The sequence below is a fragment of the Burkholderia sp. Bp9015 genome, assembly GCF_003853505.1.
Classification (GTDB): domain Bacteria; phylum Pseudomonadota; class Gammaproteobacteria; order Burkholderiales; family Burkholderiaceae; genus Burkholderia.
Map to the genome: position 1 here is coordinate 47597 of NZ_QTPZ01000022.1, position 18811 is coordinate 66407.

The 18811-nt window shown below is 68.2% G+C and carries 18 protein-coding genes; 3 read left to right on the plus strand and 15 right to left on the minus strand.

All coding sequences use genetic code 11. The features are described from left to right. Positions 1–24: 24 nt before the first annotated feature. From DIE12_RS22785 to mpl, 15 genes are all read right to left on the minus strand, one after another. Positions 25–840, minus strand: a complete 816-nt coding sequence (locus DIE12_RS22785; protein WP_124488247.1) for an SDR family NAD(P)-dependent oxidoreductase — start codon at positions 838–840, stop codon at positions 25–27. A 23-nt stretch (positions 841–863) separates the two neighbouring features. Beyond that, complete coding sequence (araH, locus tag DIE12_RS22790) at positions 864–1880, minus strand: L-arabinose ABC transporter permease AraH (protein ID WP_044844185.1); 1017 nt, start codon at positions 1878–1880, stop codon at positions 864–866. An 80-nt stretch (positions 1881–1960) separates the two neighbouring features. After that, a complete protein-coding gene (araG, locus tag DIE12_RS22795; RefSeq protein ID WP_044844186.1) occupies positions 1961–3481 on the minus strand; it encodes an L-arabinose ABC transporter ATP-binding protein AraG in 1521 nt (506 codons plus the stop codon). Between the two features lie 67 nt (positions 3482–3548). Then, a complete protein-coding gene (locus tag DIE12_RS22800; protein ID WP_044844187.1) occupies positions 3549–4544 on the minus strand; it encodes an arabinose ABC transporter substrate-binding protein in 996 nt (331 codons plus the stop codon). A gap of 102 nt (positions 4545–4646) precedes the next feature. Next, positions 4647–5426, minus strand: a complete 780-nt coding sequence (locus DIE12_RS22805) for an SDR family oxidoreductase (protein WP_124520043.1) — start codon at positions 5424–5426, stop codon at positions 4647–4649. Further along, positions 5426–6103: a 2-dehydro-3-deoxy-6-phosphogalactonate aldolase gene (locus tag DIE12_RS22810; protein ID WP_044844188.1), complete on the minus strand. Its 678-nt coding sequence runs from the start codon at positions 6101–6103 to the stop codon at positions 5426–5428. The genes DIE12_RS22805 and DIE12_RS22810 overlap by 1 nt, the downstream gene beginning before the upstream one ends. A 22-nt stretch (positions 6104–6125) precedes the next feature. Next, positions 6126–7151, minus strand: coding sequence for a 2-dehydro-3-deoxygalactonokinase (locus tag DIE12_RS22815; protein WP_124519999.1), 1026 nt, complete (start codon positions 7149–7151; stop codon positions 6126–6128). After that, positions 7148–8047 carry an IclR family transcriptional regulator gene (locus DIE12_RS22820; protein ID WP_044844190.1) on the minus strand — a complete coding sequence of 300 codons (900 nt, stop codon included), beginning with the start codon at positions 8045–8047 and terminating at the stop codon, positions 7148–7150. Before DIE12_RS22820 ends, DIE12_RS22815 begins: the two co-directional genes overlap by 4 nt. Before the next feature lie 347 nt (positions 8048–8394). Next, positions 8395–8799 carry a hypothetical protein gene (locus DIE12_RS22830; RefSeq protein WP_044844191.1) on the minus strand — a complete coding sequence of 135 codons (405 nt, stop codon included), beginning with the start codon at positions 8797–8799 and terminating at the stop codon, positions 8395–8397. 84 nt (positions 8800–8883) lie between these two features. Next, a complete protein-coding gene (locus tag DIE12_RS22835) occupies positions 8884–10494 on the minus strand; it encodes a S10 family peptidase (RefSeq protein ID WP_124520268.1) in 1611 nt (536 codons plus the stop codon). A 428-nt stretch (positions 10495–10922) separates the two neighbouring features. After that, the gene (mtgA, locus tag DIE12_RS22840) at positions 10923–11660 is read right to left on the minus strand and encodes a monofunctional biosynthetic peptidoglycan transglycosylase (RefSeq protein ID WP_124520003.1); all 738 of its coding nucleotides are present in this window, start codon (positions 11658–11660) and stop codon (positions 10923–10925) included. A 14-nt stretch (positions 11661–11674) separates the two neighbouring features. Then, the gene (gene aroE, locus DIE12_RS22845; protein ID WP_124488241.1) at positions 11675–12541 is read right to left on the minus strand and encodes a shikimate dehydrogenase; all 867 of its coding nucleotides are present in this window, start codon (positions 12539–12541) and stop codon (positions 11675–11677) included. Further along, entirely contained in the window at positions 12538–14628 is a 2091-nt protein-coding gene (locus DIE12_RS22850) for an RNB domain-containing ribonuclease (RefSeq protein ID WP_124520005.1), read from the minus strand. Before DIE12_RS22850 ends, aroE begins: the two co-directional genes overlap by 4 nt. 81 nt (positions 14629–14709) lie before the next feature. Continuing rightward, the gene (locus tag DIE12_RS22855) at positions 14710–15279 is read right to left on the minus strand and encodes a YqiA/YcfP family alpha/beta fold hydrolase (RefSeq protein ID WP_044844196.1); all 570 of its coding nucleotides are present in this window, start codon (positions 15277–15279) and stop codon (positions 14710–14712) included. Next, positions 15276–16661, minus strand: coding sequence for a UDP-N-acetylmuramate:L-alanyl-gamma-D-glutamyl-meso-diaminopimelate ligase (gene mpl, locus DIE12_RS22860; RefSeq protein WP_059689100.1), 1386 nt, complete (start codon positions 16659–16661; stop codon positions 15276–15278). Before mpl ends, DIE12_RS22855 begins: the two co-directional genes overlap by 4 nt. Before the next feature lie 232 nt (positions 16662–16893). Here mpl and DIE12_RS22865 point away from each other — a divergent pair, with 232 nt between their 5' ends. From DIE12_RS22865 to aroQ, 3 genes are all read left to right on the plus strand, one after another. Further along, positions 16894–17538 carry a UDP-N-acetylmuramate--alanine ligase gene (locus DIE12_RS22865; RefSeq protein ID WP_124488239.1) on the plus strand — a complete coding sequence of 215 codons (645 nt, stop codon included), beginning with the start codon at positions 16894–16896 and terminating at the stop codon, positions 17536–17538. A gap of 7 nt (positions 17539–17545) precedes the next feature. Then, the gene (locus tag DIE12_RS22870) at positions 17546–18100 is read left to right on the plus strand and encodes a TlpA disulfide reductase family protein (RefSeq protein ID WP_124488238.1); all 555 of its coding nucleotides are present in this window, start codon (positions 17546–17548) and stop codon (positions 18098–18100) included. 194 nt (positions 18101–18294) lie between these two features. Further along, positions 18295–18747 carry a type II 3-dehydroquinate dehydratase gene (gene aroQ / locus DIE12_RS22875; protein ID WP_040143361.1) on the plus strand — a complete coding sequence of 151 codons (453 nt, stop codon included), beginning with the start codon at positions 18295–18297 and terminating at the stop codon, positions 18745–18747. Positions 18748–18811 lie beyond the last annotated feature (64 nt).

Consider the following 18811-nt stretch of genomic DNA (forward strand, 5'->3'; position numbering starts at 1 on the left):
CCGCGCGAACACGGACATCGGCAATCAGGCCCAGCCGCCGTCGACCACCACGTCCTGCGCGGTGATCATCCGGCTGTCGTCGGCCGCGAGAAACAGCGCCATCCGGGCGAGATCGTCCGGCAGCAGCTCGGCGTCGATGCACTGGCCGGCCTTGATCGCCGCCCGGCCCGCGTCGTCGAGCCACAGCCTGCGCTGCTTGTCGGTCATCACCCAGCCGGGCACCAGCGAATTCACGCGGATCCCGAACGGGCCGAGATCGCGCGCGAGCCCGCGGGTGAGGCCCTGCACGGCGGCCTTCGCCATCACGTAGACGGGATAACCGCCGTTCTTCAGCATCCAGCTGATCGAGCCGAGATTGATGATCGCGCCGCCGCCGCGCTGCTTCATGTCGTCGATCACCGCCTGCGCGGCGAAGAACTGGTGGCGCAGGTTCACCGCGATGCCCGCGTCGAACGACGCGGGCGTCACGTCGCCGATCGCGTGGCGCGTGTCGTTCGCCGCGTTGTTCACGAGCACCGCGATCGCGCCGATCCGTACGCGGATCGTGTCGATCGCATGGCGCAGCGCGTCGATGTCGGTGAGGTCGCACGGGAGGAACAGCGGCGCGTGACGTACGTCCGGCGCCTGCGCGAGGCTTTCCGCGAGCGCCTGGCCCGCCTGTGCGTCGAGATCGACGAACGCCACGCGCGCGCCCTGCCGCGCGAAGTGCTCGACGAACGCCGCGCCGATGCCGGTCGCGCCGCCCGTGATCAGCACCGCGCGATCCTCGAGGCTCGGGTAGCGCGCATAACGCGCGTCGCTCGCGGCGCGCGGATCCGGCGCGGAAGTTTCGATGGTCATGCGAATCGTCTCCGTGGAATCGGTCAGTCGCGTACGCCGCGGTTCTTCAGCTGGTCGAGCAGCACGGCCGCGAGCAGGATCGCGCCGCGCACCAGGTACTGGTAGAACGCGTCGATGTTCAGCAGGTTCATCACGTTCTCGACGGTGCCCATGATCAGCACGCCGATCACGACGCCCGAGATCGTCGCGCGGCCGCCCATCAGCGACACGCCGCCGAGCACGCACGCGGAGATCACGTTCAGCTCGAAGCCCTGCGCGGCGTTCGGCTGGCCCGACGTGATGCGCGACGCGAGGATCACGCCGGCGAGCGCCGTCACCGCGCCCTGGATCAGGAAGATGTACACGCGCGTGCGTTCGACGTTGATCCCCGCGAGACGCGACGCCTCGGGGTTGCCGCCGATCGCGAGCGTGTTGCGGCCGTACACGGTCTGGTTCAGCAGCACGCCGAACACGATGAAGCACAGCAGCGTGACCCAGATCGGCAGCGACACGCCGAAGAGCGTGAGCCCGCCGAGCGCGATGAAGGTATCCGACGACACGCCGACCGCCTGCCCCTTCGACACGATGAAGCCGAGCCCGCGCACGATTTCCATCGTCGCGAGCGTCGTGATCAGCGCGTTGATGCGCAGGTACGCGATCACCGCGCCGTTCACGAAGCCGATCGCGGCGCCTGCCGCGACCGCCGCGACGATCGCGACGAACGTGTTGTCGGTCGCGTTCAGCACCATCGCGCACAGCACGCCCGAGAACGCGACGGTCGAGCCGATCGACAGGTCGAAGTCGCGCGACGCCAGACAGAACATCATCGTGCACGCGACCATCCCGATCTGCGAGATCGACAGCGCGAGGCCGAGCATGTTGTCGATCGAGAAGAAGTGATCGACCGTCAGCGACATCGTCAAGAACATCACCGCGAAGATCGCAATGAGGCTGTATTCGGTGAGGTGCTGCCACCACTTCTGGCGGTCGCTCTGCTGCGGAACCAGCGCGTCGGCCGACGGCTTCACGGCTGCGCTGGCGAGGTTTTCCCTGACTTGCATGGTTGTGTCTCCTGCTCCTGCATCGCGCGGCCCGCGCCGCGCGTGATCGATTCGAATGTCCTGCGTCGCCCGCGGCGACCTCACACTGCGTCAGCCGCCTCGACGACGCTCGTCTGCGGCAGCGCGAGGCTCAGCACCGCATGCTCGTTCGCCCGTTCGCGCGGCAGCTCGCCCGCGATCCGCCCTTCGCGCATCACGACGATGCGGTCGGACACGCCGAGCACTTCCGGCAGCTCCGACGACACCATCACGATCGCGCAGCCGCGCTCCGCGAGCCGGTAGATCACGTCGTAGATCTCGTGCTTCGCGCCGACGTCGATGCCGCGCGTCGGCTCGTCGAGGATCACGACCTTCAGGTCGGGCTCCGCGAGCCAGCGCGACAGGATCGCCTTCTGCTGGTTGCCGCCCGACAGGAAGCGGATCTTCTGCCGCCGGTTCGGCGTCTTGATCTTCAGCCGCTGGATGAAGCGGTCGGCCGTTTCGCTCTCGGTCTTGCGGTCGATGAACAGGCCCGCACGCAGCGAATGACGGCGGCAGCTGATGTTGATGTTCTCCGCGACCGACGCCATCGCGATGATCCCTTCCTCCTTGCGGTCTTCCGGACACAGCACGATGCCGTGACGGATCGCGTCGCCGGTGCGCTTCACGTCGATACGCCGGCCGTCGAGCGTCAGCGTGCCCGCGCGCCGGCGGTCGGCGCCGTACACGAGCCGCATCAGCTCGCTGCGTCCCGCGCCGACGAGGCCGAAGAACCCGACGATCTCGCCCGCGCGCACCGAGAAGCTCGCGGGTTCGCGCAGCGCCGGGCCATCGACGCCTTCCGCCGACAACCGCACGTCGCCGAGCGCGCGCGGCGCGTAATGGTAGATATCCGAAATTTCGCGCCCGACCATCTCGGCGACCAGCCGCTCGCGCGGCACGTCGGCGAGCGATTCGTGCGACGCGATCTTGCGCCCGTCGCGAAAGATCGTGCACGCATCGCACAGCCGGTAGATCTCGTCCATCCGGTGCGAGATGTAGATCAGCGCGCGGCCCTGCGCGCGCAGGTCGTCGACGAGCTTGAACAGCACCTCGGTCTCGCGATGCGACAGCGAGCTCGTCGGCTCGTCGAGCGCGATCACGCGCGCATTGCGCATCAGCGCCTTGCAGATCTCGACCATCTGCCGCTGCGCGATCGACAGCCGGCCGAGCTTAGCATCCGGATCGAGATCGACGCCCATCGCCGCGAGCCGCTCGCGCACGTGGCGCTTCGCCTCGCCCTTCCTCACCCAGCCGAGCGCATTCGGCAGGCGGCCGAGCAGCAGGTTCTCCGCGACCGTCAGGTCGGGCACGTACTGCAGTTCCTGGTGAATCACCGCGATGCCGGCCGCGATCGACGCGGCCGCACTCGAGAAATGCACGGGCTGGCCGTCGACCAGCACGCTGCCCGCATCGGGCTGGTATTCGCCGCCGAGAATCTTCAGCAGCGTCGACTTGCCCGCGCCGTTCTCGCCCATCAGGCCATGCACCTCGCCCGCGTGCACGTCGAACGAGATGCCGTCGAGTGCGCGCACGCCGGGAAATACCTTGCCGATATTGTCAAAACGCAGTGCCGCTGACACGTCGTCTCCCCACTTGCAGATCCATCGATCGCCGGCCGCCGCATCGCTGCGGCGGCCGGCGTGCCGCTTACTTCGAGGCAAGCCCCATCTCCTCGCGCACCTTCGACACGTTGTCGCGCGTCGCGAGCATGCCGGTGGTCAGCGTGAGCGGCGCCGGCGCCTTGCCCTGCGTGATCCACGTGTACATCAGCTCGGAGGTTTCCTCGCCGTGGCGCTTCGGGCTGATGATCACGGTGCCGTAGAAGCCCGTCGGCTGCGGCTTCTTGAACTCGTTCAACGCCGAATCGGAACCGCCGATGCCGATGCCGATCATGTTGTCCGCCTTGAAGCCGCGCCCTTCGGCCGCGCGCACCGCGCCGAGCACGGCCTCGTCGTTCAGGCCGTAGGCGACCCAGTGCTTGAACTGCGGGTTCTTGGTGAGCGCGATGTTCGCCGCGTTGAACGCGTTCTCGGTATCGGTCTTCGCCTGCGGCGCCGCGATCACGTTCGCCTTCGGAAAGCCGGCGGCCACCAGCGCATCGGTCGCGCCGCTCGTGCGGTCGTGCGCGGTCGGCAGTTGCTCGTAGGTGATGTCGATCGCGCCGACGTCCTTCATGTTCCAGCCGCGCTTCTTGATCTCGGCCGCGATGCCGTCGCCGACCTGCTTGCCGATGTTGTACGCGGAGATCCCCATGTGCGGCACCGCCTCGATCGGCTTGCCCGCGCCGTCGACGAGGCGGTCGTCGACCGTCATCATCTTCAGGTTGTGCGACTTCGCCTTCGCGACGATGCCCGGCCCGAGCTTCACGTCAGGCGTGCAGATGATGAAGCCCTGCGCCTTCTGCGCGGACAGGTTGTCGATCGCGCTCATCACCTTCTCGCCCGACGGCGCGCCGATCTTCACGAGCGTGAAGCCCTTGTCCTTCGCCGCGATCTCGGCGAACTTCCATTCGTCCTGGAACCACGGCTCTTCCGGCTGCTTCACGAGGAAGCCGATCTTGACCGGGTCGGCCGCGTGCGCCACCGGGCTTCCCATCACCACCGCGGCCGCGGCGGCCAGCGTTACGAACGTTCTGCGTTTCATCTCCAGTGTCTCCTTGTCTTCATCGAACGGAATGCAGCCGCTTGTTGGTTTCGACGCAGCGTGCGCGCGGCCGTCGCACGTGCGGTCTGTCGAATCGTTGCGTCAGTCGTGGTACAGCGCCGCGCGCCCGCCGTCGACGGTGATGCACGCGGCATTGATGAACGGCGCCTCGTCGGACGCGAGGAACACGGCCGTCATCGCGACTTCCTCCGGTTTGCCGATCCGCTTCATCGGCTGCAGCGCGAGCGTCTCGGCGCGCGCCGCGGCCGGGTCGGCCTGCGCATCCCACCAGTCGCGCGTGAGCTGCGTCTCGATGTAGCCGGGCGCGATCGCATTCACGCGCACGTTGCGCGCCGCGTATTCGATGCCAAGCGCACGCGTGAGGCCCAGCACGCCGTGTTTCGCGACCGGATACGGAAAGCAGCCCGGGATGATCCGGAACGCATGCGTCGACGCGATGTTCACGATGCTGCCGCGGCCGCGCTCGACCATGCCCGGCAGCGCCGCGCGGCAGCCGTGCCACACGCCGTCGAGGTCGACCGCGAAGCAGCGGCGCCAGTCGTCGTCCGTCATCGTCAGCGGATCGGCGAACACGTTGATGCCCGCGTTGTTCACCAGCACGTCGAGCGGGCCGAAAGCCGCTTCGGTCTGCGCGAGCGCGTCGCGTACCGAGTCCTGCCGCGCGACGTCCGCATGCAGCGCCAGCACGCGCGCGCCGTCGATGTCGTCGGTGATCGCCGCGGCCGTGCGCTGCGCCTGCGCGAAGTCGAGGTCGACGAGCGCGACGGCCGCGCCCTCGCGCGCGAACGCCTGCGCGATCGCAGCGCCGATCCCGCGGCCCGCGCCCGTCACCATCGCGACCTTGCCCGCGAGGCGTTCCATCATGCGGCTCCGCCGCGCGCCGCGCGCAGGCCGGCCTGGAACGCGCGTGCGTTCGCCGCGGTCGTGTCCGCCGACTGGCCGGGCCGGTACAGCGCCGAACCCAGGCCGAAGCCGTTGGCGCCTGCCGCGAGGAACGGCTGCATGTTGTCCGGCGTAATCCCGCCGACCGGAAGCAGCGGCACCGCGCGGTCGATCACCGCGCGCCACGCCTTCACGACGGGCACGCCGAGCTGCTCGGCCGGGAACATCTTCAGCACGTCGGCGCCGTTCGCGAGCGCGGCGAAGGCCTCGGTCGGCGTCGCGACGCCCGGTGCGCTCGCGAGCCCGCGCTCGCGCGCGCGGCGGATCACCGCCGCGTCGCTGTGCGGCATCACGATCAGCGTGCCGCCCGCGTCCTGCACGCGGTCGACGAATTCGGCGCGCAGCACGGTGCCCGCGCCGACGATCATGTCGTCGGGCAGCGCGCGGCGCAGCGCCGCGATGCTGCCGAACGGATCGGGCGAGTTCAGCGGCACCTCGACGATCCGGAAGCCGGCTTCATGCAGCGCAAGGCCGTGGTCGACAGCTTCCGCGGGCGCGATGCCGCGCATGATCGCGATCAGCGGGCACGCGTCGAACGCGCGCATCAGCGCGGCGTGCGGCGTGTACGGCGCGGGCAGCGTAAGGTCGGACGACATCGGCGGTTCCTCTTCAATCGGTTCATTGGTCGGCGCAGACGGGTTCGCCATCCGCGCGCACGAGTCCGGCACGCGACGCGATCCACCACATGCCGCGCTCGGTCGCCTGTGCGACGACGCGTGCATGCGTGCAGCCGAATACGCTCAGCGCGTCGACGTAGCGCGCGCACAATCCGTCGTCGCCGATCAGCAGCAGCGGCTGGTTCGCGAGCGCGACACCGCGCTCCGCGAGCATCGCGTCGAGCGCGTTCAGCTCATGGCCGATCAGCAGCCCGGACAGATAGTCGCCCTGCGCATCGGGCGCGAGCCGGTCGGTCAGGCCGAGCGTGCGCGTGCTGAAGATCGTTGCGAGCAGCCCCGCGCGCTGCGCGCCGCGGGCCACCGCGACACCGCGCGCGAACGCCGCGCGATCTGGCGACGCGCTCGCGCGCATCGTGCGGCCGAGGATCGTGTGATCGCGCAGCGCCGCGAACAGCTCGCCCGTCATGAAAGTCTGGAAGCGCTCGATGAGCCCGTCCTTCACCCATGCCCACTTCGCATGCGTGCCCGGCAAGCCGATCAGTACCCCTGAACGATCGGCATCAAGCATCGGATCGTTCGCGAGTGCGCCGAATATCTGCGTTTCTTCGCCGCGCATCACGTCGGGCAATTCGCCCGTCGCGATCACGCCCGGCACGATCGACACCGTCGTGCCGCGCGCCGTCGTCACCGTGACGAGCCCCGCGACGAGCGCGTCGGCGCCGGCCGGCACCGCGACGTACGGCGCCTCGCGCCAGCCCTGCGCGCTGCCGACCATCCCGGCCGCCAGCACCGGCACGCCCGGCGCGCGGTCGAGCCAGTCGCCGCACGCTTCCTCGAACACGACGTCGAAGGCACGCGCGCCGCCGGCCGGCACGTGCATCACGCCTGCCGCGCGGCTGCGCGTGTCGAGCAGCGCGCCGTGCGCGTCGAACAGATACGCGCGCAGCGACGTCGTGCCCCAGTCGAGCGCGATCAGCGACGGGGTGGCGGTGTTGGCGTCCGGAGCGGTCCGGGTCGAGTGGGTCATCGTTTGATCCTGCGGGTACCCTGCGGCGGGCTCCAGCCCAGTTCCGCGGAAATGGCTCGCGCTTCGCGCTGCACGAGCGGAATCAGTTCGTCCATCCGGTCGTGCGGCATGTACGGGATCGTGCTCGCGACCGATACGGCGGCGACGATCGCGCCCGACGCGTCGCGGATCGGTGCGGCCACGCAACGGATCGATGCTTCGTTTTCCTCGAGGTCGAACGTGTAGCCGCCGGCCGCGTAATGCGCCATGCGCTGCAGGAACGCGCTCGTCTCGGGCCGGTTGTCCGGCTTGAAATTGACGCCGGCCAGCGCGCGCCGCGCGGCTTCGAACAGCGAGCGCCACCGGTCCGGATCGAGGTCGAGCATCATCGCCTTGCCGATGCCGGTCGACGCGAGCGGCATCCGGTGGCCGACACGCGAACGCATCTCGAGGCCGCGCGTGCCGGGAATCTTGTCGATGTACAGCACGTCGTCGCCGTCGCGCACACCGAGGTGGATCGTGTCGAGCGTCGCTTCGGCGAGCGCCTCGAGGTGCGGCCGTGCAACCGCCGTGAGCGGCATCTGCTCGAGCGCGATCGTGCCGAGTTCGATCAGCTTCGGGCCGAGCAGGTAGCCGCCCTGCACCTGGCGCAGGTAGCGCGCCTGCACGAGGCTGCTGACGAGACGGTGCGTCGTGCTGCGCGTCGTGCCGAGCGCGGCGCCGATCGCGCGCATGTCGCGCGCGCCGTTCGCGATCGCTTCGAGGATCGCGAGGCCGCGCAGCAGCGTCTGCGTGCCGGCCTGCTGCGCGGCGAGGTCGAGCGGCGTGCTGGTCGCGCCGATGCTGTCGGTCAGCGGCGCATCGTCCGGCGTCGCGCGCCGGGCGTCGAGAGCAAGGGTATCGGGCATCTTGGTCATGGAACGGGCTTCTTCAGCGGAATCGGTCTAGCCGCTGTCGCGAGGCCGGAACGAAGTCCGGCGTCGCGGCAACGCGGCGGTCGATGCACCGAGGAAAGCGCCCGGCGAACGTCATGGAAGGTGTCTCCGTGTGCGTCGGGCGCCGCGCGATGCGTGGGTCCGAAGCTGTCGATGTGCTTCGGATTGTAGGAGCGCACGCACTCGCCTCCAATATTTGAGTGCGTTGTCCAGATAATGAGAAAAGCGACGGAAGCCGCGGCATTCGGCGCGGAACCGCCGCGCCATGCGCACGGGGGCGGAACCCGACACGTTGCGGGTCCCGCCCCCGTTATCCGCGCGCGGCGCGCTTACTGCTGGTTCGTGCTGCGCGCCTGCATGTAGCGCTGCACGTCGGAGAACGACACGCGGCCGCTACCGTTCGCGTCGATCTGCCGGAAGTGGTTCGCGACGTAGCCGAGGCCGGCCGCGCGCGCCTGCGCTTCGGTGATCGAGCCGGTGTTCTGCGTGTCGGCCGCGCCGAACTGCCGCGCGAGCTTGCGCACCACCTGCGCGTGCAGCGCGGCGCCCGTCGTCTGCGTGCCGGCGGTCGGCTTGCGCGCGGCCGGCGGCACGTATGGATCGCCGAGCTGCGCCTGGCGCGCGCGCGCCGGGGTGGCGGCGTCGCTCGCCTGAGCGAACGCGGACACCGATGCGGATGCTGCAACCCCGGCGCATGCGAGCGCCGCGGCAACGACGATGAAACGTTTCTTCATGTCAGGCTCCAGTCTGGAATGAGGTCGTCGACGGCCGGCGAACGGCGCCGCCGCGGGCGCGCGTCGCCAGGCCCGCACATCGCATCAGTGCGCGGCCGCGTTGTAGAAAGTCACGAGGTCGGCTTTCTCCTGCGGACGCGACGTATCGTCGAGATAGACCATGTGTCCACCCTGATAGTCCTTGATCGTCAGGTTCGGTTGCGTGCCGAGCCGCGCGAGGTCGAGCTCGGTCTGGTAGAACGGCGTCGCGATGTCGTGATACCCGTTCAGCGACAGCACCTTCAGCGACGGATTCAGCGTCAGCGCAGCCGCGAGATCGGGAATCGTGTCGGGCATCGCGAGGCCGTCGTGCGTCCAGTCCCAGGTCTCGATCGCATTGCTGCTGAGCGAATACGCCGACTGCGCGCTGTACTTCAGCACGTTCGGCAGGTAGTTGCCGATCGTGTCGGTGAACGGCTTCGTGATGAACGTGCTCGACGGGTCCCCGTCCGCCGCGAGCGGGCTCGACGACGGCACGTTCACGCGTGCGTCGTAGCGGCCGATCAGCGTGCCCGGGATCAGCGCCACCTGGAAGCTGTTGTCGAAGAAGGTCGGGACCACGTTGAAGTCAGCATTCCACAGCGACTGCTTCACGCCGGTCGAATTCACCATCGTCGTGACGAGCGCAGGCGCAGGCGGCGTGTGGCTCGCGAGATAGGCGTTCACGGCGGGCGTGTAGCTGCCGGCCGTCAGCCGGCGCATCTGGTCCGCGTACTGCGGCAGGCTCGACGGGTTCGGATTGTCGAGCTGGTAGTACGCGCCGACGGTGCCGTAGGACGGCACGAAGCCCGCGCAGCTCACCGGGCTCGCCCCGTTGTTCGAGTTGCCGACATAGTCGCTCGCCATGTCGCAGTTCGCGTTGTAGTTCAGGATCGACGACTGCAGCACGATGCCGTCGAGCTTCACGCCGGCCGTCTCGAGCAGGTTCGCGAGCACGTCGGTGCGCGGCGTGCCGTACGACTCGCCGAACAGGTATTTCGGCGAATCGTTGCGCTGGTTCACGGCGATGTAGCGCATCACGAAGTCGCGGAACGCGCCGCCGTCCTGGTCGACACCCCAGAACGTCTGGTTCGTGTTCGGCGCGATCGCCTCCGAGAAGCCGGTCCCGATCGCATCGACGAACACGAGGTCGGTCGTATCGAGCAGGCTTTCCGCGTTGTCGACGAACGGGAACGTCGAGGTATTCGCGTTCGGGTCGCCCGTCTGGATCCGCTTCGGACCGAACGAGCCGAGATGCAGCCACACCGATGCGGAACCGGGGCCGCCGTTGTACAGGAACGTGACGGGCCGCTTCGCCGCGGGCTGGTTGTCCGCGGTGTACGCGATGTAGAAGAACGAGGCTTCGGGCGCGCCCGTCTGCGGATTGCGCGCGACGAGATGGCCGGCGGTGGCCGTGTAGCGAATCGTCTTGCCGTTCAGCGTGATCTGGTGATGGGTGACGGCGGCCTTTTCGACCGCGGCGGACGCGTCGAGCGACGCGCTCGCGCTCGATGAATAACTGTTGGGATCGTTGTACGGCCTGTCCACCTGAGCGGCGGGATCGGCTGAATTGTCGGTATCTGCTGCCGAGGACGGGGTCACGTCGTCGTTGCAGGCCGTCAGAATCAGCGAAGAGAACACAACTCCCAACAACAGCTTCGCTTTGCTCGCTGGCATCGTTGCTTTCCTTCTCTCGAATGTTTTTTTGTGTCGAGCAGCCGGGTGAGCCGCCCCCCGCCTCGATTGCGGCCGATAAGCCGAGGCGCCGGCCAATATACGCGAGCGGGTCGGCTTTGAAAAATTTGGAAATATTCGATCGATGGCCGGTGCAGTGCACACCTTTCAGGAATGCTTCGATTCGCGAACCGTCGCTTTTCAGTCGCCTTTCGATTGCTTTCGTGTTTACTCCGGAGCACTAAAAATCACGCGGATTTCGTGCCATATCGACAAACAAAATTCCGCGCGTGCGGGCATTGCTCAGCAAAGCGAAATAGACGAATTCGTCTAATGGATGCGGCCCGAAATGCGGGCATCACGAATGCGCTGCAGTGCACCAATGGCGCACCGGCGACGGAACGGACAATGCGACGGCGCGCGTGCGCCGCTCACTGCGATTGCGGAAGTTCGGCCGCGCCCATCCGGCGGGCAATGACGGCCGCGCGCTGCGCCTGGTAGGCCGAGCCGCGGTGCGCGTCGAACCAGCGCGGCTTCGGCAGCATCACCGCGAGGCGCGCCGACTGCCATGCGCCGAGCCGGCTCGCGGGAATCCTGTAGTAATAACGGGCGGCGGCCTCGGCGCCGTACACGCCGCGACCCCATTCGACCGAATTCAGGTAGATCTCGAAGATCCGCTCCTTGTCGAGCACCGTCTCGAGCATCCACGTGATGATCAGCTCCTGCCCCTTGCGGATGTAGCTCTTCTCGCGCGACAGGAACAGGTTGCGCGCGAGCTGCTGGGTGATCGTCGAACCGCCCGCGACGATCCGGCCGCGCGCCTTGTTCTTCTCCCATGCCTGCAGGATCGCGTCGACGTCGTAGCCGTTGTTGGTCGCGAAGGTCGAATCCTCCGACGCGATCAGCGCGCGCTTCAGGTTGCGCGAGATCTGGTCGTACGGCACCCACTGGTGCTGGATCCGCGCGGGCGGCTTGTCGCGCGACAGCCACCATGCGTCGGTCCGCATGAACGCGGTCGAACCGGGATTGATGAACGACCACGCGGCGATCTGCACGAGATAGAACAGCTGCGTCGCGAGCCATGCGCCCGCGAACACCGAACCCGCATAGACGAGCCAGCGCGTCGCGCCGACCGTGCGCGTGCGCTGCGTGCCGCTTACCGCCACCACGTGCCGCGCTCCGCTCAGGCAGCCGCGAGCGCCTGGCGCAGCGCGGCCAGCACCGGTGCGCCGTCCGGCCGCACGCCGCGCCAGATGAAGAACGATTCGGCCGCCTGCTCGACCAGCATCCCGAGCCCGTCGGCCGTGCGCGCGCCGAGCGACGCCGCATGCTGCATGAACACCGTCGGCTGCGCGCCGTACATCATGTCGTACGCGAGCGTGCCCGCGCCGAACGCGGCCGCGTCGCACGCCGGCAGCGCCGCATCGAGGCTGCCTGCCGTCGCGTTGACGATCACGTCGTACGGCTCGGCACGCACGGCGTCCGGGCCGCCGCCCGACAGTACGCAGCCCGCATCGTGCGCGGCCTGCGTGAACTGGCCGACGAGCGCCTCGGCCTTGCTCGCGGTGCGGTTCACGATCGTGATCGACAGCGGCGCGCGCTCGAGCATCGGCAGCACGACGCCACGCGCCGCGCCGCCCGCGCCGAGCAGCAGGATGCGCGCGCCCGCGAGCGACACGCCGAGATTCGATTCGATGTCGCGCACGAGGCCGACGCCGTCCGTGTTGTCGCCGTAGATGCCGCCGTCGGCATCGATGCGCAGCGTGTTCACCGCGCCCGCCGCCGCCGCGCGCGGCGACAGCGTGTCGGCGAGCGCGTGCGCGTCGAGCTTGAACGGCACCGTCACGTTCGCACCGCGTCCGCCTTCGGCGATGAACGCGCGCACGGCGGCCTCGAAGCCGTCGACCGGCGCGAGCCGGTGCTCGTAGACGATCGCCTCGCCCGTCTGCGCGGCGAACTGCGCGTGGATGAACGGCGACTTGCTGTGCGCCACCGGGTTGCCGAACACCACATAGCGGTCGGCGCCGCTCGTCGACGCGGCTGCGTTCACGATGCGCGCCCCTCTTCGCTATCTTGGCCGTTGGCGGTCGCGGCCTCGTCGCCCGCGGCCGTCGCGCCGTCCGCTTCGGCCAGTGCTTCAGCCTCGGCTTGCGCCGACGCGTCCTGCGCATCGACCAGCGTGTCGTCGCCGCCTTCGTTCTCGTCTTCGTCGTCGGACGCGTCGCCGCTCGTCACGGTCGGCGCGTCGAGCACGTTAAGCAGCCGCACCGACGCCTCGATCGTCAGCTCGTCGAGCGACATCACGTCGAGCAGCACGCGCGTGCCGCGCGCATGCACGCCGAGCCCCGGCACGTGCAGCAGCAGCGGAATTTCCTCGAGGCGCACCAGGTCGCCCTTCACGACGCTCGCGACGACCTGCTTCTTCTGCTCCTGCGCGAGCCAGCGCAGGCACCAGAAGTACTCCATCCGGCGCTGGTAGTCGGCGTACGCGGTATAGGTGTCGTCGAAGCCCTGCACGACCGCGTACAGGTCGGCGTCCTTCGGCTTGAACGGCGCGGCGAGCTTCGCGGTGACGCCGTGCTGCACGCATGCCAGCAGTTGCCACTGGTTCACGAGGTCGACGTAACGGCGCAGCGGCGACGTGCTCCACGCGTATTGCGCGACACCGAGGCCTTCGTGCGGCGCGGCCGTCGTCTGCATCCGCGTGCGCTTCGGGCCCGGCGCGCCGAAGCCGCGCTGCGAGCGATAGATGCCGGGCACCGTGTGATCGTGCAGGAACGCGCCCCACGTCGAGTTCGCGAGGATCGCGAGCTCCGACACGATCAGGTCGAGCGGCGAGCCGCGGCGGCGCGGCGTGATCGTCACGTGCTCGCCTTCGACGTAGAAGTTGTAGTCGGTGTTGCGCTGCACTTCGCGCTTCAGGCCGTAGCCCGCGCGCGCGACCTGGCGCTTCTCGAACAGCGCCTGCGCGAGCGGCCACAGCACGGCGATGTCGTCCTTGTGCGGATAGTCGCCGGTGCCGGCGGCGAGCGTCTCTTCGTTGACGAGCTCGTCGAGCGTGTTGTGGCGCAGGTTGTTCTTCACGAACACCAGTTCGGCGCGCGTCTCGTTCGCGACGATCTCCTGCGTCTCGCGGTTGACGATGATGTACAGCGACAGCGCCGGGCGGTAGTCGCCTTCCTTCAGCGTGAACACGTCGACCACGTCGTCCGGCAGCATCGTGATCTTGTCGCCCGGCATGTAGACGGTCGACAGGCGCGCGCGCGCGATCGCGTCGACTGCGTCGCCGCGCACGATGCCGAGCGCCGGCGCCGCGATGTGCACGCCGATCCGCACGCGACCGTCGGACAGGTGCTCGACCGAGAACGCGTCGTCGATTTCGGTCGTCGTGATGTCGTCGATCGAGAACGCCTCGACGTCCGCGCGCGGCAGGTCGTCCGGCAGCGGGCCGACCGTGACGGCCGGGAAGCCCGTGCCGTGCGGGAAGAATTCCGCGAGGAAGCGCGCCTCGTGCAGCGCACGCGGCGACGCGATGCCGCCGCAGTCGAGCATCAGCCGCGCCGGCGACACGCCGCGCGCGCCGGCCGCCGCTTCCATCGCCTTGTATTCGATCGCATTCTTGTCCGGCCGCGTGAGCAGCCCGAGCACCTTGCCCGCGAACGCTTCCGGCAGCTTGCCGGCCTTCAGCTCCTCTTCGTACTGCGCCTGGACGAGCGCCTGCTGGCGCTTGCGCTCGAGCGACGCGAGCGCCATCTTGAGCTGCTCTTCCGGCGCGCGCTGATACTGGCCGCGCCCCTTGCGGCGGAAGTAGACGGGCGAGCCGTGCAGCCGCAGCACCAGCGCCGCGCGCTCGACCGGGCCGTAGGTCGCGCCGAAGTATTCCGCGGCCAGCGCCGTATACGCGAATTCGTCGGCCGGCGCGCATTCCCACAGGAAATCCAGGTCGATCTGCTGCGCGGCCGTGTCGGCTTCCTGCATCAGCTCGCTCGCGGCCGGCTTCTCGAATTCGATCAGCACGTCTTTCGCGCGCACCTTCGCCCGCCGCCCGCCGGGCAACTCGACTTGAAACGCGTCGCCCTGGCGCGACAGCACGCTGCCCGCCTTGAAACTGCCCGATTCCTCGAAGAAAACGTTCACTCAGTACTCTCGTTCAGACTGCCGGGCGCCGCATCGGCGGCGCCGCATGATGATGGGAATTCGATCGGCATGACGCCGGGTTCATGACGTTCGGTCGTCGCAAAAAGCGAGAACGTCGTCGACATAGTCGGCAAATTCGCTGATTCCGTGGTCGCTGCCTTCGATCACGCGCGTTTTCGCGCCCGGGTAGTGGGCGAGCATCTCGCGGTAGTCCAGCACTTCGTCGCCCGTCGCCGCGAACAGATAGTAGCGTTCGGGCCGCGAAATCGCCGGCACGCGCAGCGCGTCGAGCTCCTGCAGGTGATGGCGTTCGACGACGATCGAGCCGCCGCCGTGCCACAGCGGCTGTTCGCCCAGATGCTGCTCGAGGTCGCGCTGCGGCACGATCGCCGGATTCAGCAGCACCGCCTTCCAGCCGTGCTTTTCGGCGAGCCAGGTCGCGTAGTAGCCGCCGAGCGAGCTGCCGATCACCGTCACGTCGCGCACCCCGGCCACCGCGGCTTCCGCGACGGCGATCGCCTCGAGCGGCGACACCGACAGCGACGGGCAGCGCCATTCGGGCGTGCGGCCGAGCTCGGCCATGCGCGCGGCGAGGAGCCGCGACTTCTGCGACTCCGGCGACGACCGGAACCCGTGCAGGTACAGGATCACGCGCGGCTCCCGAGCGCGTCGAGCAGCTTCTGGTGCACGCCGCCGAAGCCGCCGTTGCTCATCACGAGCACGTGGTCGCCCGGACGCGCGGCCTCGACGACCGACTTCACCAAGAGATGGAGATCGTCGAACGCGCGGGCCTTGTCGCCGAGCGGCGCGAGCGCGTCGCCGAGGTTCCAGCCGAGCGCGTCGCGCCCGGTCGGTGCGCCGTAGCCGAACACCAGGTCGGCGTCGGCGAGACTGGCCGGCAGTTGCGCCTTCATCACGCCGAGCTTCATCGTGTTCGAACGCGGCTCGAGCACGGCGAGAATACGGGAGTTTTGGCGGCCGATGCGTGCACGAAGGCCGGCGATCGTGGTTTCGATCGCGGTCGGATGGTGCGCGAAGTCGTCGTAGACGGTTACCCCATCCACGCTGCCGCGCACTTCCATGCGCCGCTTCACGTTGCGAAACGATGCGAGCGATTCGGCGGCCTGCGCGGGCGGCACGCCGACGTGGCGGGCGGCGGCGATCGCCGCGAGCGCGTTCATCCGGTTGTGGTCGCCCTGCACCTGCCACGCGACCTCACCGACACGCTCGGCCTGCGAATACACCGCGAAGCGCTCGTCGACCGGTACGCCGTCCTCGGCCGGCAGTGCCTGCCAGCCGCCATCGACGCCGAAGCGCTCGACCTCGCTCCAGCAGCCGCGCGCGAGCACGCGCTCGAGCGCGTCCGAGCGGCCGTTGGTCACGATCCGGCCGACGCCCGGCACGGTGCGCACGAGATGATGGAATTGCGTTTCGATCGCGGCGAGATCCGGGAAGATGTCGGCGTGATCGAATTCGAGATTGTTGAGCACCGCGGTGCGCGGCCGGTAATGGACGAACTTCGAGCGCTTGTCGAAGAACGCCGTGTCGTATTCGTCGGCCTCGATCACGAAGAAACTCGAATCGGTCAGCCGCGCCGACACGCCGAAGTTCAGCGGCACGCCGCCGATCAGGAAGCCCGGGTTCAGGCCGGCATCTTCCAGCAGCCACGCGAGCATCGACGACGTGGTCGTCTTGCCGTGCGTGCCCGCGACCGCCAGCACCCACTTGCCTGCCAGCACGTGTTCGCCGAGCCATTGTGGGCCGGATACATAAGGCAGGCCGCGATCGAGGATCGCCTCCATCAGCGGGTTGCCGCGCGTGACGACGTTGCCGATCACGAACAGGTCTGGCTTCAGGTCGATCTGCTCGGCGCCGTAGCCCTCGATCAGCGTGATGCCCTGCGCCTCGAGCTGCGTGCTCATCGGCGGATAGACGCCCGCGTCGCAACCCGTCACCGTGTGGCCGGCCTCGCGCGCGAGCACGGCGAGACCGCCCATGAAGGTGCCGCAGATGCCAAGAATGTGGATGTGCATAGATGAATGCTTTCGCGCCGCCGGGCGCCGTCGATTCGGAAAGATGGTCTGCGGCACGCCGGACAGGCCGCCCGGCCAACGACTTTCGCCGCGACACAAAGACCGTCATTGTAACTGACGGCCCGCCGTGCCCGGCGGCCCGAACGACGGATCCGGATGCCGCGCGGAACGGCGGACGACGCGCGGCCGCACCGCGTTCGGCCGCCGCGCGATCGAGTATGATTGCCGGATCATGTCTCGCAAACCTCTTGTCGACCCGCGGCGCGCCCGCGAGGAAATCGCCCAGTCCGCCGCCCGCCTGATCGCGGAGGACGGCCTCGATTACGCCAGCGCGAAGCGCAAGGCCGCGCGCCAGCTGTTCGGCGATACGCGCGTTGCCGGCGAATGGCTGCCGGATAACGACCTGATCGAGGAAGAACTGCGCGAGTACCTCGCCCTGTTCCAGAGCGACACGCAGCCGGACGAACTGCGCCGCCTGCGCGAGATCGCGCTCGACTGGATGCGCCGGCTCGCCGAGTTCAATCCGTACGTGACGGGCGCGGTGCTGAACGGCACCGCGAACGCGCATTCGGACATCCATTTGCAGATATTCACCGACAACCCGAAGGACGTCGCGATCTACCTGCTGAACCAGAACGTTCAGTACGACGTGTCCGAGACGCGGCATTTCGCCGGTCGCGCCGACGTCGAGACGCTCAGCTTCCTGTGGCGCCCGCGGCGCGACGTGGACGCGATCGGCATTCACGTCGCGCTCTACGCGAGCGACGACCTGCGCGGCGCGGTCAAGGCCGACGCGCGCGGCCGGGTCGCCCGCGCGGACGCCGCCGCATTGCGTGCGCTCGTCGAAGCCAGCAACGCCCCTTCCGAACCGGAATGATTCAACGATGATGATGAAACGCATGTTGCCGCTCGCGGTGGTCGCTGCCGCCGCCGTCGCCGGCGGGCTCGCCGCCGGCCACTGGTTCCGCGGCGGCAGCGCCGATGACGGCGTCGCCGTCGCCGCGCCCGCTGCGCAGGGCAGCCCGGTCGACCAGCTGTGGGCCGCGTCGCTGACCGGCGTCGACGGCAAGCCGGCGTCGCTCGCTTCCTTCAAGGGCCAGAAAGTCGTGGTCAATTTCTGGGCGTCGTGGTGCGGCCCGTGCGTCGAGGAGATGCCGGAGCTCGTCGCGCTGTCGCACCAATACAAGCAGAAAGGCATCCGCTTCATCGGGATCGGCGTCGATTCCGACCAGAACGTGAAGAACTTTCTGCAGAAGGTGAAGGTCGACTATCCGGTTTTCGTCAGCGGTTATGCGGGCGCCGATCTGGCCCGTAATTTCGGAAATACCGCCGGCGCGCTGCCGTTTACGGTCGTCATCGACGAAACCGGCAAGATTCGCGAGACAAAATTAGGACAAATCCAACCGGCCGAGCTGAAAAAGACCCTCGACGCGTTGTGATCGCCCTGAACGGCGGCCCGCACGTTGGCAGCGATTTGTACGTCGATCGCCGCAATTTCACGTGAATTCGCTGATACTTTGCAGCCGCACCGGTAATTCTTGCAGGTCCGGCGCGCCCGGCCGTTCGGCAAAACTAGACAAATTTCTCTAAATAGCGCTAAAGTTCGCGCAATTCCGCAGAAATAGAAGCGACCATGACACGATTGCTGGTGCTGCACGGCCCCAACCTGAACCTTCTCGGCACCCGGGAACCGGAGGTGTACGGCCGCGTCACGCTTGCGCAGATCGATCAGGCGCTTGCCGCGCGAGCCCAGGAAGCCGGCGCCGAACTGTCGTCGTTCCAGAGCAACCATGAAGGCGCGCTCGTCGACCGCATTCAGGCCGCGCGGGAGGAACAGACCGATTTCATCCTGATCAATCCCGCCGCGTATACGCACACGAGCGTCGCGATCCGGGACGCGATCGCCGGCGTCGGCATCCCGTTCGTCGAGGTTCATCTGTCGAACGTGCACCGCCGCGAAGCGTTCAGGCATCACTCCTACTTTTCCGACCAGGCCGAAGGCGTGATCTGCGGGCTCGGCTGGAAAGGTTATCTGTACGCGCTCGAGTACGCGCTGGACAAGCTGCAAGGCGCGTCGCGCGGCTGATTTCGCGATCTAGATTCAGCGCCGGTCCCACCGGCGCTTTCACGTATTGAAAGGGGAATTCCCG